General features: G+C 67.1%; 10 protein-coding genes and 4 pseudogenes. 7 read left to right on the plus strand and 7 right to left on the minus strand.

The genetic code is table 11. From position 1 onward, the window contains the following. Window positions 1–277 precede the first annotated feature (277 nt). Window positions 278–706 (minus strand): IS200/IS605 family transposase, encoded by a 429-nt coding sequence (gene tnpA / locus OG972_RS42370; RefSeq protein ID WP_266991541.1) that lies wholly within the window; start codon window positions 704–706, stop codon window positions 278–280. A 51-nt stretch (window positions 707–757) separates the two neighbouring features. Here tnpA and OG972_RS42375 point away from each other — a divergent pair. Continuing rightward, window positions 758–1,956 (plus strand): annotated as a pseudogene (locus OG972_RS42375) (RNA-guided endonuclease InsQ/TnpB family protein). Here OG972_RS42375 and OG972_RS42380 read toward each other — a convergent pair. After that, entirely contained in the window at window positions 1,915–2,493 is a 579-nt protein-coding gene (locus OG972_RS42380; RefSeq protein ID WP_266991642.1) for a DUF1707 domain-containing protein, read from the minus strand. The pseudogene OG972_RS42375 and the gene OG972_RS42380 overlap by 42 nt on opposite strands. Window positions 2,494–2,627: 134 nt before the next feature. Continuing rightward, window positions 2,628–2,840 (minus strand): annotated as a pseudogene (locus OG972_RS42385) (transposase); the annotation flags it as partial. Window positions 2,841–3,052: 212 nt separating this feature from the next. On the opposite strand from OG972_RS42385, the gene OG972_RS42390 reads away from it, so the two are divergent. From OG972_RS42390 to OG972_RS42410, 5 genes and pseudogenes are all read left to right on the plus strand, one after another. Further along, window positions 3,053–3,349: a transposase gene (locus OG972_RS42390; RefSeq protein ID WP_266991643.1), complete on the plus strand. Its 297-nt coding sequence runs from the start codon at window positions 3,053–3,055 to the stop codon at window positions 3,347–3,349. Window positions 3,350–3,378: 29 nt separating this feature from the next. Continuing rightward, window positions 3,379–4,278 carry an IS3 family transposase gene (locus tag OG972_RS42395; RefSeq protein WP_266991644.1) on the plus strand — a complete coding sequence of 300 codons (900 nt, stop codon included), beginning with the start codon at window positions 3,379–3,381 and terminating at the stop codon, window positions 4,276–4,278. 70 nt (window positions 4,279–4,348) lie between these two features. After that, window positions 4,349–4,657, plus strand: a complete 309-nt coding sequence (locus tag OG972_RS42400; protein ID WP_266366366.1) for a transposase — start codon at window positions 4,349–4,351, stop codon at window positions 4,655–4,657. After that, the gene (locus OG972_RS42405) at window positions 4,654–5,571 is read left to right on the plus strand and encodes an IS3 family transposase (RefSeq protein WP_266991646.1); all 918 of its coding nucleotides are present in this window, start codon (window positions 4,654–4,656) and stop codon (window positions 5,569–5,571) included. Before OG972_RS42400 ends, OG972_RS42405 begins: the two co-directional genes overlap by 4 nt. A gap of 240 nt (window positions 5,572–5,811) precedes the next feature. Beyond that, window positions 5,812–6,582 (plus strand): annotated as a pseudogene (locus OG972_RS42410) (transposase). A gap of 67 nt (window positions 6,583–6,649) precedes the next feature. On the opposite strand, the pseudogene OG972_RS42415 reads toward OG972_RS42410, so the two are convergent. The 3 genes and pseudogenes from OG972_RS42415 to OG972_RS42425 form a co-directional block, all read right to left on the minus strand. Next, a pseudogene (locus tag OG972_RS42415) lies at window positions 6,650–6,976 on the minus strand (transposase family protein); the annotation flags it as partial. A 44-nt stretch (window positions 6,977–7,020) separates the two neighbouring features. Then, complete coding sequence (locus OG972_RS42420) at window positions 7,021–7,644, minus strand: hypothetical protein (RefSeq protein ID WP_266991648.1); 624 nt, start codon at window positions 7,642–7,644, stop codon at window positions 7,021–7,023. Between the two features lie 175 nt (window positions 7,645–7,819). Beyond that, a complete protein-coding gene (locus OG972_RS42425) occupies window positions 7,820–9,211 on the minus strand; it encodes a Mucin-2 (RefSeq protein ID WP_266991650.1) in 1,392 nt (463 codons plus the stop codon). Window positions 9,212–9,364: 153 nt separating this feature from the next. Here OG972_RS42425 and OG972_RS42430 point away from each other — a divergent pair, with 153 nt between their 5' ends. Next, window positions 9,365–10,174 (plus strand): barstar family protein, encoded by an 810-nt coding sequence (locus OG972_RS42430; protein ID WP_266992954.1) that lies wholly within the window; start codon window positions 9,365–9,367, stop codon window positions 10,172–10,174. Between the two features lie 65 nt (window positions 10,175–10,239). Here the strand turns inward: OG972_RS42430 and OG972_RS42435 are convergent, their stop codons facing one another. Then, window positions 10,240–12,609, minus strand: a complete 2,370-nt coding sequence (locus OG972_RS42435) for a site-specific integrase (protein WP_266991652.1) — start codon at window positions 12,607–12,609, stop codon at window positions 10,240–10,242. Window positions 12,610–12,721: the final 112 nt, after the last annotated feature.

The raw sequence follows: 12,721 nt of genomic DNA on the forward strand, positions 1-12,721 counted from the left end.
CGGGTTGGGCAGTCAGGTTGCGCTCGGTAGTGGTCTGCCGCCTCGGATCCGCAGCCTGACCAACCCGCCATGGCACCAGCAGCCGAGCGGGGACAAAGTGCCGCACGGGTAATCCGGATGCCGAATGAAGCCTCAGCGCCGCGCGTGACGGATTATCAACCGTCCGAATTCCATCCCTGTTCTTGCGTGGGTATCCCCGGCTTCAGCCGGGGAGGGAAACGCGTCCTAAGCCCGGAGGCGCGAAGCGCCGGAGTTCGCTCCGCCTCTGTCGTTGCGGTCAGATAGGCCGCTTCTGGCCTTCGATGTACTGGCGGATCACGGTCAGCGGTGCACCGCCGCATGATCCTGCGAAGTAGGAGCGGGACCAGAACACTGCCCCCATGCCGATCCGGTTGATGCGGCCGGTGTACTCGGCCCGCAGGTACCGGGAGCTTACGCCCTTGAGGGAGTTGATCAGTTTAGACAGGGCGACTTTCGGCGGGTAGTGCACCAACAGGTGCACGTGATCCGCCTCGCCGTTGAACTCGCGTAGCTCTGTCTCGAAGCTGGCGCAGACCTCTCGCATGATCTCCTCGCACCGTTTGAGCATGGCGTCATCGAAGATGTCACGCCGGTACTTGGTGACGAACACCAAGTGTGCGTGGAGGGTGTAGGTGACGTGCCGTCCGGTGCGGATATCGGGGTTTGGCTTCCAGCGTGGTGACATACGCCAAGCGTAGTATGATCAAGCGAGCCAACGTGGAAGGGGGTGGGTCGGATGATGCGTGCGTACAAGTTCCTTATACGGCCCACCGTGGGCCAGACGATCGCACTGGGCGAGATGCTGCGCGATCACTGCTCCCTCTACAACGGTGCCTTGCAGGAACGCCGTGACGCGTACCGGCACGTGTCGAAGACGAGCATCAAGTACGGGATGCAGTCCGCGCAGCTCAAGGAGATCCGGGTGCACGACCCGGAGCGTCAGGGCCGGTGGTCCTTCTCCTCCCAGCAGGCGACGCTTCGCCGTCTCGGCAAGGCATTCGCCGCGTTCTTCCGCCGCGTCAAGGCGGGGGAAACGCCGGGCTACCCGCGCTTCCGTGGCGTGAACTGGTTCGACACGGTCGACTTCCCCAAGGACGGGGACGGCTGCCGCTGGGACTCCACTCCGCACGACCCGGTCACCCGCGTCCGCTTCCAAGGTGTCGGGCACGTCAAGGTCAACCAGCACCGGCCGGTGGTCGGCAAGGTCAAGACCGTGTCCCTCAAGCGTGAGGGCAAGCGCTGGTACGTGATCCTGACCGCCGAGCAGACCGCGCCTAAGCCGCTTCCCGCGACCGGCTCTGTGGTCGGCATCGACATGGGCATAGCCAACTTCCTTGCCGACTCGGGCGGCGAGTTCATCGAGAACCCCGGCACGGGCGGAAGGCCGCCGCGAAGCTCGAAGCGGCACAGCAGGCTGTCGCTCGGTGCAAGCGCCGCAGCAACCGGCGTAAGAAGGCCGTCCATAAGGTTGCGGACCTGCACCGAAAGGTCCGCCGTCAGCGCCTCGATCATGCACACAAGACCGCGTTGGGCCTGGTCCGCGAACACGACTTCATCGCGCACGAAGACCTTAAGATCCGCAACATGGTCAAGGCCCCCGCACCGAGGCCCGACCCCGACCGGCCGGGCAGCTTCCTGCCCAACAGGGCCGCCGCAAAGGCCGGACTCAACCACTCGATCTCGGATGCCGGATGGGGGGTGTTCCTGACGATCCTGCACGCCAAGGCTGAAAGTGCCGGACGAGACGTGATCGCTGTGGACCCCCGCAACACCTCCCGGACCTGCCCCGAATGCGGGCACGTCGCAGCGGAGAACCGGCCCACACAGGAGAAGTTCCACTGCGTCTCGTGCGACCACAGCGCGCACGCGGACACGGTGGGCGCCCTGAACGTTCTACGGGCCGGGCTGGTCCGTCGCGAAGCCGCACCGGCATAGCGAGAAGCCCCCTCGTTCACGAGGGGGAGGAGTCACTGCCCCAGAGATTCGGATCTTCGGCCCGCCGGGGCGGGAACGCCGCCGGGTCTTGTAGCGCAGGTCCTTCCATCCCGTGCGCAGACCTTCGACGTCAACGATCGCGTCGCGAGGCACTGTGATCTTGGCCCCGCCGGCGCCGAGTAGCAGCTCGATGTCGACGACCGGATGCTCGATGACCGCCCGGGACAGATCCAGGCGCACCCTTCCGAATGCGGACTCCACCTTGAGGATCCGAGGCACTCGCCATACGCCGCGCCGCTGGATCCGTCCGCCAGCGGCGGCGATCGTTGACGTGGCATCCGGACTCCCCTCCGGGAGCGAGGCCATAGCCGACGCGAGCTCGCCATGCGTATTTGCGGTGAGCACCTGGTCGAGACGTTCGTCCATCTCCTCGTGCGAGATGCGCTCAGAGGCGTATGCCTCCTGCAGGCGCTGCACGGCCGTCTCGCGGTCGTCTTCGCTGAGCAGTGGCAACCGATCTTCCTGCGCAGAGGTCACCGTTTCACTCTAGTGCCGCCCCGACGATGTGAACGTGCCAAGGTCCGGAGCGGGCAAGGCATCTGATAAGGAGGCCGACCCCTCACCACCATGGCCTTGGTCGCTCAACCCGGCGAACCTATGCGGTCACAGCAATAGCCGCCGTCGGCGATTGTCATGGTCTTGCCGACGGCAGCCTTCGCGCCGGACTCCTCCCACGCCTTGCAGTCGTTGCGGTTGCCCGGCAGGGGCCGGCCGACCACCACGACGAGGCGGGTGTCGGCGTCGATGACGACCTGGTGGTTCGTGGAGTACCTGTAGTTCTTCGACTGCGCGGCGATGGCGTGGTCGCGGGTGGGCACGAGGGTAAGGGCTGTCCCGTTATCGGCGTCCCTGTTCGACGTAGGGTCTGCGGAACGGCGCTGCGGCGCTGTTGTCTCGGCGACATGAGAGGGCATCGTTGAATCCGAACCCCACCTGCTGCTTCTGCTATCAGGTCATCGATCTCGACCAGGACGGGGCAGCGACTGACCATCCCCTCGTAGCGTAGAGACCGTGACTGTAGGGGAAGTTGGGGGTCATGGCAGAGAATCGACGGAAGTTCGACGCGGAGTTCCGTGAGGGGGCTGTGCGGATCGTCTCCGAGACCGGTCGGCCGATCGCGCAGGTCGCGAAGGACCTGGGGATCAACGAGACCACCCTGAGCACCTGGGTGTCGAGGGCGAAGAAGGCCGGCGGGGACGGGACGCTGAGCGTGCCCGAGCGTGAGGAACTGGCGCGGCTGCGCAGGCAGGACGCGGAGAAGAACAAGCGGATCAGGGAGCTCGAGATGGAGCGTGACGTCCTCAAACGCTGCATGGTCCTTTGGGTGAAGTAGCTGAGGGGGACCCGGCGTTGCTCGTTGGGGTGATCAGCGACCAGAGGACCGAGTACGACATCCCGCACACCGTCGCCTGCCGCGCTCTCGGGGTATCCGAGGCGTGGTTCTACAAGTGGCGCCGCCGACCGTCCGAGCCCACGAAGCGCGAGGCCAGGAGGAGGCAGCTGGAGGAGAGGATCACGTATTTCTTCCGCGAGTCGGGCGATACCTACGGCTCCCCGCGGGTCACCCTGGACCTGTGGGCCGAGGGCTGGCAGGTCTCGGTGAACACGGTCGCCGAGATCATGGCCGACCTGGGACTGCAGGGCCGTAAGCGGCCCCGCAGGCGACGCTCGCTGACTCGTCAGGGCAAGCGAAGAGCCGCCCCTGACCTGGTGCATCGCCGATTCGACGCGGTCGCACCCGACGTGCTGTGGGTCGGCGACATGACCGAGATCGAGACCGGTGAGGGCAAGCTCTACCTCGCCACGGTCCTGGATCTGTTCTCGCGTCGCCTGCTCGGGTACGCGATGGGATCGCACCACGACGCCGCGCTGGTCGGAGCGTCGCTGCAGATGGCGGCCGCTGTCCGCGGTGGCGATGTGGACGGCGTGATCTTTCACAGTGATCGCGGAAGCGAGTACACCAGCGAGGCGTACAACAACCTGTGCGACAGGCTAGGCGTGGTGCAGTCCATGGGGCGCGTGGGATCAGCCCTGGACAACGCCGCCGCCGAGTCGTTCAACTCGCTGATCAAAGTCGAGTACATCCACCGCAACCGGTTCGCCACCCGCGCCGAGGCCCGGCTGAAGATCGCCACCTGGATCACGGACTTCTACAACCCGCGCCGCCGCCACAGCGGGGCCGCCGGCCTACCGCCAATCGAGTTCGAACGCACCATCAGCGAAGCACGCGCCGAGCACCATCAGAAGGACCAAGCCGCGTAAGTGAGGTTCCCCCGAGATGCGGAAAGAAGTGACAGCGGGTCAGATGGGACTCATGAGAGGAACATCGACCATGGCTGCCCCCAGGAAATACTCGCTCGAGTTGCGTGACCGCGCAGTGCGGATGTATCGCACCGCGGACCCCAAGCCGCAGATCAAGAAGCTCGCCATCGACCTCGGTGTCCATCCCGAGGCCCTGCGCGGCTGGATCCGGCAGGCCGAGGCGGACGCCGGCGAGCGCGACGACCGGCTGACCACCGACGAGCGAGCGGAACTCGCGGCGCTGCGCAAGGAAAACGCCCAGCTCAAGCGGGCGAACGAGGTTCTGCGGACGGCCTCGGCGTTTTTCGCGGCGCAACTCGACCCGACCCGGCCCAGGTGATCGAGCTCCTTACCGAGCATCGAGACCTGGGAGTCGAGTGCGTACTTCGGGAACTGCACATCGCCTCCTCCACCTACTACCGCTGGCGCCGCGCGGAGCGCGAGCCGTGCGAGCGCGTGCGCCGGGACGCCGAGCTGACCGAACAGATCAAGCAGATCCACACCGATTCCGGCGGGATCTACGGCTCGCCGCGCGTCCATGCGACCCTCAAGCGCGAAGGCGTGCACGTGGGCCGCAAACGGATCGAGCGCCTGATGCGCGAGGCCGACATCGCGGGCATCAGCCCGCGACGCAAGGGTTTCACGCGCCGTGATCCGGGGGCTACGCTCGCCCCGGACCTGGTCGAGCGCGACTTCACGGCGCCCGCGCCGAACCGGCTGTGGGTCACCGACCTCACGATGATCCCCACCAGCGAGGGGCCCCTGTGGCTGTCCGCGATCCGGGACGCGTTCTCCCGCCGGGTGGTGGCCTGGGAGACCTCCGCCCGCGCGGACGCCGACCTGGTGCTGTCCACGCTCGAGTACGCCCTCGCTTCCCGCGAGGTCGAGCCCGGACAGCTCATTCATCACGCGGATCACGGCTGTCAATATACGTCGGTCAAGCTCACAACTCGCCTACTACGAGCGGGGGTTCAGGCGTCCATGGGCTCGGTCGGGGACTCGTACGATAACGCCCTCGCGGAGAACCTGTGGATGATCACCAAGACGGAGTGCATCCGCGGCCGCGTCTTCGCCACCCGGGCCGAGGCGAACCTGGCGCTGTTCGAGTACATCGATGGGTTCTATAACTCCCGGCGCATCCAGAAGCGGCTCGGCTACCTCAGTCCGATCGAGTTCGAGGAGAAGTACTACGCCGACCAGGCAACGGCCGAACGAACGAACCTGAAACCCCGTCAACCCCTCCTGACCAGCTGATCAGTATCTCCCGCAGGCCGGGGGAACCTCAAAGGAAGGCCTCTACGTTTCCAGGGGATTGACAGACCGAGCTCAGGCTGGGTGCGGTTGACCCCGTGCGAGGCGGTGCCGTGCGGCAGCAGGCCTATTCACACTCAGGCTGTCTGCGGGAACGGGTTCACCCGGACATCGACTTGTGGTTTGAGTTCTGAGGCCAGTCTGACCTCCAAGGTTGTCGACCGTAGGTGCGATGATCCTGCGATGCCTCGCGTGATCACGGCGTCGGAACCGTACTGGATAGCCCCGTTCACCGGGCTGAACCCGAGGCAGTTCGGGAAGCTGGTGACCGTTCTGCGGCGCCAGGGTGCGGACGCAGTCCGCAAGGGCCGGCCGTGGAGTCTTCCGTTGGAGGACCGGGCTCTGCTGGTTGCGGCGTACTGGCGAACGAACCTCACGATGCGGCAGCTCGCTCCGCTGTTCGGGGTGTCGAAGTCGGCGGCGGACCGGATCATCGACCACCTCGGGCCGATGCTCGCTCTCCAGCCCCGCAAGCGGTTCGCCAAGGACACCGTGCTCATCGTGGACGGCACCCTGGTCCCCACCCGCGACCACACCGTGGCCGAGCGGTAGAAGAACTACCGGTACTCCACCAACCACCAGGTCGTCATCGACGCCGATACCCGTCTGGTCGTCGTGGTCGGCCGGCCGCTCGCCGGGAACCGCAACGACTGCAAGGCGTGGGAGGAGTCAGGCGCCAAGGCCGCTGTGGGCAGGACGCTCACGATCGCCGACGGCGGCTATCCGGGCACCGGACTCGTCATCCCTCACCGCCGCGAGCGCGGCCAGACCGAACTCCCGGACTGGAAGGAGGAACACAACAAGTCCCACAAACAGGTCCGGGCCCGCGTCGAGCACGTCTTCGCCCGCATGAAGACCTGGAAGATCCTCCGCGACTGCCGCCTCAAAGGCGACGGCGTCCACCACGCCATGCTGGGCATTGCCCGGATGCACAACCTCGCCCTCGCCGGATAGGGAAGCGGGCCGCACGGCGGCCCACCAAGCCCGAGACAACCAGAAGATCATTTACGGGACAGCCCTTACCGTCCACGATAAGCACGGCGTCCCGGGCGAACCGTTTGCGGGGCTGGAGCGCGAGCATCGGCCCAAGGTGGTCGATGATCCGGTGGGCTGCAGACTTCGAGACACCGAACAGCGGCGCGATCTGCCGCATCGTCAAGTTCGTCCGCCAGTACGCCGCGACCAGCAGCGCCCGGTCCGCCAGCGGAAGGCTCCACGGCCGACCCTTGCAGACCCCGTCCGCACCCTCGCGCCGCAGCACGGTCACCAGCTTGCCGAAGGAACGCGGACTCAGCCCGGTGAACGGGGCTATCCAGGAAGGCTCCGACGCCGCAATCACACCAGCCATACCAAGATCGTCTCATTGGGTGACCAGCGGCTTTGGCCCGTCGTTTAGCTGCCGCTCAGCGGCGAGCCCCATGCGGGATCGTGTCGCGATCTTCTCGTCAAGCGGGTAAGCAGGTGCTCCGCTGTGTTGGAGGCGGTGTATTGCGGCGCTCCAGCCGAAGTCAGGGCGGCGCTGAGCCTCGCCGGCGCTTCCTCCGGCACGTCCGGGTCGGTAAGGAGGGGAAGAACCAGCAGGAGACGGGCGGCCGTGTCCTCGACACCTTCGGCCGCGGGGGACGGGGTATCGGCGATGCGGACCAGTTCGTGCCACGTCAGCCCGGTCCCCGACAGGTCTCCTTCCCAACTGGCGATCTGCTGGGCGTAGCTCCGGCCTGGATGGGTGAAGAGGTAGTCGATGCCGTACTCGCCGACCATGTTGCGGTAGATCACCACAGCTCCGGGACCGTCTGCAGCGGGCACGCGGAACACCGGCCAGCGTTCGGGATCGAAGAGGATCTCGGACAAGGCATCGGTATCGGCGCCGTCATCGCCGAACCACTCCGGAACAGGACGCGCAGCACTCGACCCATCGCCGCACATTGCCAGGAAGTAGTTCGACCAGAAGCCCGGCCGAGCCAGCAGTGATTCCCCCGCAACCAGCGGGCCGTCGTCGTATCCCTCGATCAGCACCCCCGGATCCTGTCACCAGCCACTGACACGGTTCGATCCAGGATCGGTGTGGAGGCGCTGTCCAGTTACGGGACAGGTCTTAGGGGATGTCCGGTCGATCATGGCCTTCGTATCTGGGGCACGCTCGGACGAGCCGTAGGGGAGCGGCGAAGGGCCGGGCGGTTCTGCTCGGCGGTCAGGCGGGAACGTCGGCCCGGTCCAGGACAGCGGCCATCTCGTCCTCGGGGAGCGCCGGGTTGGCACCCGCGCTGGAGGCCAGTTCAGGGACATGAAGCGCCTCGCGGAGCCGGTGGAGCGGGAGGCGCGGGTCGCCGACCGCCGCCTGGCGTGTCCAGACCGCAGGGTCATGGCTGAGCCGTTCGATCAGCGTGGGTGTGGCGGCCGGGTCCCGGACGGCCAGCCGACGGTAGTTGCCGTCCGGGTGGTCCGCGTAGCGCGCGGCGAGACCCTCGCGGGGGAAGCGGGGGTGCGTCTCCGCCATCCAGGCGGAGAACGTGCCACCGAGCCGCGCGTACACACGCATCAGGACCTCCTCCGGGGTGTCGGGGTGGTGCACACTCAAGAGGTCCTCCACCAGCGGGTCCTCGGTGCGCGCGAGCAGGCGCATGAGGTCGGGCGGCAGGTGGGGGCTCTGGGCGGCGGTGCGCCGGAGCAGCGGGTGGGCGGAGGTCGCGGCCCGTCGCAGCACCTCGGGGTCGGCGAGCCCGTCCCGTACCCACTCCACGTCCCCCCTAGCGAAGGCCCCCACTGTGAAGTCGATCGACATGCGTCGTGTCTCGTCCAGTTCCGGTCTCAGGGAGACCGCGAGCCGTACGGCCTCGTCGGGGTCGACGGCGAGCCGCTCCACGAGGTCGGTGGGCAGCGACGGGTTCTCGGCGAGGGCGGCCAGGTGCGTCCGCTCGGCGACGCACCGTTCGGCGTCGGCGCGGTGGAAGAGCCCACGGCGCAGCACCTCGGCGGCGGACTTCGGATCGTGGAGGAGTTCGGCGGTGATGCGTGCGTCCCGTCGGCACTCCCACAGCGCGGCGGCCCGCCGCACCTCGGGGTCGGGGTCGGCCAGCAGCGCCGACCGCTCGCCCGGCGGCAGCTTCTCCCATGCGCGCGCCGCGCTCCGGCGCGCTGCCGGATCGCGGTGCGTGGCCAGCGAGGCCACGAACGACGGCACCAGATGGGGCGAGTCCAGCAGGTCCGCCCGTACGGAAGGGTCGGGGTCGTCGAGCAGGCGGGCGCACACGTCGTCCGGCAGCGGCGCGACCGTCGTACGAGGGTCGCGCCACTCGGGTCCGTACGCGAGAGCGGCCCGCACCTTGGGGGAAGGGTCGTCCACGAGCCGGGCCCGCTGCGCGGGCTCGGCCCTGGTGCTCATCGCGAAGTCGATCCGAGCGCCCGGGTTCGGGTGAGCCAGGATCACCGCGACGGCCGGCTCGGGAAGTCCAGCCCGCTGGAGGGCGTGACGGGGCGGGCCGTCACCGCCGCCATCGAAGGCGAGCAAGCGCAGCAGCAACGGTGTCGGCAGCGCCGGGTTGCGGGCGACTCCGTCCAGCGCGGACGCGTGGAACGCGACCATGATTCCCCTACCCCTGTGTCTCCGTCGGCTGGTCCGCGACCATGATCCCCCTACGCCCGTCAGGCCGTCAGGCCGTCGGGCCGTCCTGTCGGCTGGCTGAACTCCGCTGAACGGCCTCTCTGTAGGCTCCTCAGCTCAGGAGGTGCTGTGGAGATGGTGGACCGCGCTGGGGAAGGGTTTGAGTACGCCCTGACCAGCGACGAGGATGAGAGCGACTTCTGGGGCTTCGCGCAGGAGGCCAGAGGTTTGTTCAACGGGAGTGAGGACGGTCTTCGTCAGGTCGAACTTCTGGGATGCTCGCCGCGAGGAGCGCTGCTGACCTCCCTGGATCATCTCGGCGGGCGCCGCGCATATGCAGGGAGCGCGCATCTGGCCCTTCTCGACGCCGAAGGCAGTGAGATGGGTTCCTACTTCGTAGGCAACGTCACCGCAACCGCCGCCAAGCCTTCCCTTCGTGAGGAGGGCCTTTTCGACATCACTGTGCGTCTGTGGTGCGACCAGCTCCTCCCCGGCTCGGCATGGGTGTGGGAATTGCTTCGAACGGGACAACTGAATCGGAAGGGCATGTGGCACTCCCTCCCTCCGGAAGACCGGAAAGCCTGGTTGTCCGTAGCGCTGTGGTCGCGGCAGTACCAGCGCCGCGACCAACCCGAGGACACCGCGCCAGGGGAGGTGTTCATCTTGGACGGCCAGCAGGTCGTTGATGCCGATAGCTTCTACTGCGCGCTGGGTGAGGCCATCAACGGTCCCGGTGGCTACTTCGGGTGGAACCTCTCCGCCGTGGACGACTGTCTCGGCGGACGCTTTGGTGCCGCGCCTCCGTTCACCCTGGAGTGGCAGAGCTCAGACATCGCGAGGTCGCGTCTGGTCAACGACCATGCCGGCAACGGGGGCAGTGACGCCTTCTTCGAGGTGCTCCTAGAGATCTTCACGGACCGCGGCATCGACGTCCTACTGCGGTGAAGAGGGAGCTGTGCCCCTGCTGTCTGCGGGCCGGCGCCAGGACTCGGTCGTCGGCCTATCGCAGGTCAGGGCTTCTTTATGTCACTTGTGCGAGCGGCAACCTGGTCGAACGTGGGGATGCCGATGAAGACCGCGGAGTTCCTGCGTTCCTGCCTCGCATCTAGCTGGGAGATCTTCTCCTCGGCCGCAGCAAGACTGACGTTGAGTCCTTCTACTTCGCCGAGCCAGCCCTCGCGTTCAGCCTCCGCGATCCGGTCTGCCAGGTTGTCACGGATCTCGACGAGCCTGGGCCTTCCGGACGGGGAGACGATGAGGAGAGGGCATCGGACGCATGCGTGCTCATGGACACAGTCGGTGCCGTATGCGCGTCCGCAGTCGCCGAGCGCGAGCTTGCGGCGCTCGAAGTGGCCGAGGAACTGCTCCCACTCCTCCGCCGTGACAGCTCGGTATTCCTCGGGAGGCCGAACCGCTCGACGGCGAGCAATGAATGCCTGGTGAGCCTCGATAGCGTCCATCGGATAGGTCGCGGCATAGCCCATCGTGGTGTTGATGCTGCCGTGACCAGCGATGACTTGCGCAATATGCGGCGGCAGGCCGTTCATGATGGCGTCCGTGATGAAGATCCGCCGGAAGTCGTGGGGTGCGAAAGTGAGCGGCCTGCCAGACGCATCGGTGAGTCCGGATGCCATGAGGGTCTCGTTGAGCGCGTCCCGGATGGTGTGTTGCGAGATCTGGCGGTTCTCCCCGCTGACCTGCCACTGGTAGAGAAGCGGCATCGGCGGGTTCCACGTCCTCTCGTGGGAGTCGTAGCTGTGGACGAGAGGCACGGTGCCGTCGGCGGAGCGGATCCGCGAGATCACGGCGCTGAGCACATCTGCGAGTTCTGGCGTCACCAGCAGAAGCCGCTCTTGGTCGTTCTTCGATGGAGCGATCTGCAGGAGCGGGATGACTTCTCCGCTGGTGGGCAGCTTGTAGCTGATGATGCTGTGGTGGCCGATCTCGCCGAGCTCTTCGATCCGGATCCCGGTGTGTCGCAGGATCTCGATCGTTGCCCAGGCCCAGAAGGCTCGCTTCTCCTCGGTGCCTAGGTGGCGCCGGCGGCCGTGGGCGTCGTACGCGTTCGTGGGCCGGCCATCGAGCCGTGCGGTCCGGAGCGGGAGAGTGAATGTCTCTCCCAGCACCGTGATCTTGGAGCCCGGGTCGGCCGCGTTCAACGCGTCCAGCCTGGCCCTGGCCTCCTTGAGTCGACGTTCCGCGACGCGGACCAGCACCGGCAGCACCGGCAGGCGTTCGCGAGTCCGCTGGTCGGATCGGGACTTCTGCCGTTGTTCGAGCTTCCTGACCGACCACTCGTCTTGGCTGATCGGGACCGGCGCTGCCCAGCGGCCCCACCGTTCGGGCTCCTCAAGCGCCCAGTGTGCGATGTCCAGGTAGAACGCCCTGACCAGCTGCTTCACCGCCGGAGCGGTCTCCCGCGGTTCGGTGACCAGCGCCGTGGTTCCGTCGGGCTGCCGACGGCGGACCGTCTTCGTGGCGAGCCGGACCTTCCAGGCTGTGGCGACCTCCTTGTCGAGGCGCAACGACTCGATGCCCGGATGATGGCGTTCGAGGTCGGACCAGAAGAGCTTGGCCAACACCGTCGACAGCTGCCTGAGTGAGCTGTAGTCGATGCTGGGTCGGCGCTCGCTGAGGTAGTCGACGATGAGGTCCCGAACTGGCTTGCACTGCAGCTGGTAGCGGTCGACCAGCATCTCGACGCTCACCTGCCCGGCGCGGTTCGAGAAGCTGAGCAGACTGCCCGGTGCGTCTGGCGGGAACTGTCCCAGTTCCCTGAGCCAGAGGTAGGCGAGCCTGGCATTGCGGGTGTCGGCCTGCCGTCCGACGGCAGCCTGCAGCAGGGCCAGACAGTCTCCGACGGTGATGTCCTGGACGGTGCCGCCGTAGGCCGCGATCATCTGGGCGATGGCCAGCAGGGCCGCGGAGGCGGTCTCCAGGTTGCCATTCCCGGGGCAGCCCGCAGCCTCCAGGTTGCCATTCCCGGGGCAGCCCGCAGCCTCCAGGCGTGCGAAGCCTTCGGGGTCCCTACTGTGCTGGATGGCCGGCCGGGCGAACCTCGACGAGTTGGCCATGAGCCACGCCAGATCGGGACGGATGACATCAGCGCAGATGAGCGCGTGCATCCCGGCCTGAATCGTGGCAGCCGGAGTGGCCCTGCCCAATGTCCTGGCGTAGGCCTGGACGTGCGCGTACCAGCCCCTCTGCTCGCCAGCCGCAGGCGAGGCCAGCCAGCGCTGCTGCCAGGTGTCGCCCGGAAGCGTCTCCATCCAACTCAGCAGCAGGCGGGCACCGACCATCCGCGTCGCCTGAGTGCTCTCGGTGCCAGGCAGCCGCTGGTCGGGATGGCGGAGCCAGTCGTAGAGGTCCGCCCGGTTCAAGGAGGTGACGGGCCAATCCGTCGGGCGCGGTCGTGGTGGGAACCGCTGAAGCAGCTTGGCCGCCTCTACGCCGGCCAGGGGGCGCGCGGACCGGAGATCCCTGTGTGTGTCC

Source organism: Streptomyces sp. NBC_01669 (assembly GCF_026339735.1).
GTDB classification, from domain to species: Bacteria; Actinomycetota; Actinomycetes; order Streptomycetales; family Streptomycetaceae; genus Streptomyces; species Streptomyces yanii.

Bases quoted from the DNA above. Each gene is read 5' to 3' on its own strand.
- tnpA (WP_266991541.1), bottom strand. From the start codon at position 706: ATGTCACCACGCTGGAAGCCAAACCCCGATATCCGCACCGGACGGCAC.
- OG972_RS42425 (WP_266991650.1), bottom strand. From the start codon at position 9,211: ATGGTCGCGTTCCACGCGTCCGCGCTGGACGGAGTCGCCCGCAACCCG.
- OG972_RS42390 (WP_266991643.1), top strand. From the start codon at position 3,053: ATGGCAGAGAATCGACGGAAGTTCGACGCGGAGTTCCGTGAGGGGGCT.
- OG972_RS42400 (WP_266366366.1), top strand. From the start codon at position 4,349: ATGGCTGCCCCCAGGAAATACTCGCTCGAGTTGCGTGACCGCGCAGTG.
- OG972_RS42430 (WP_266992954.1), top strand. From the start codon at position 9,365: ATGGTGGACCGCGCTGGGGAAGGGTTTGAGTACGCCCTGACCAGCGAC.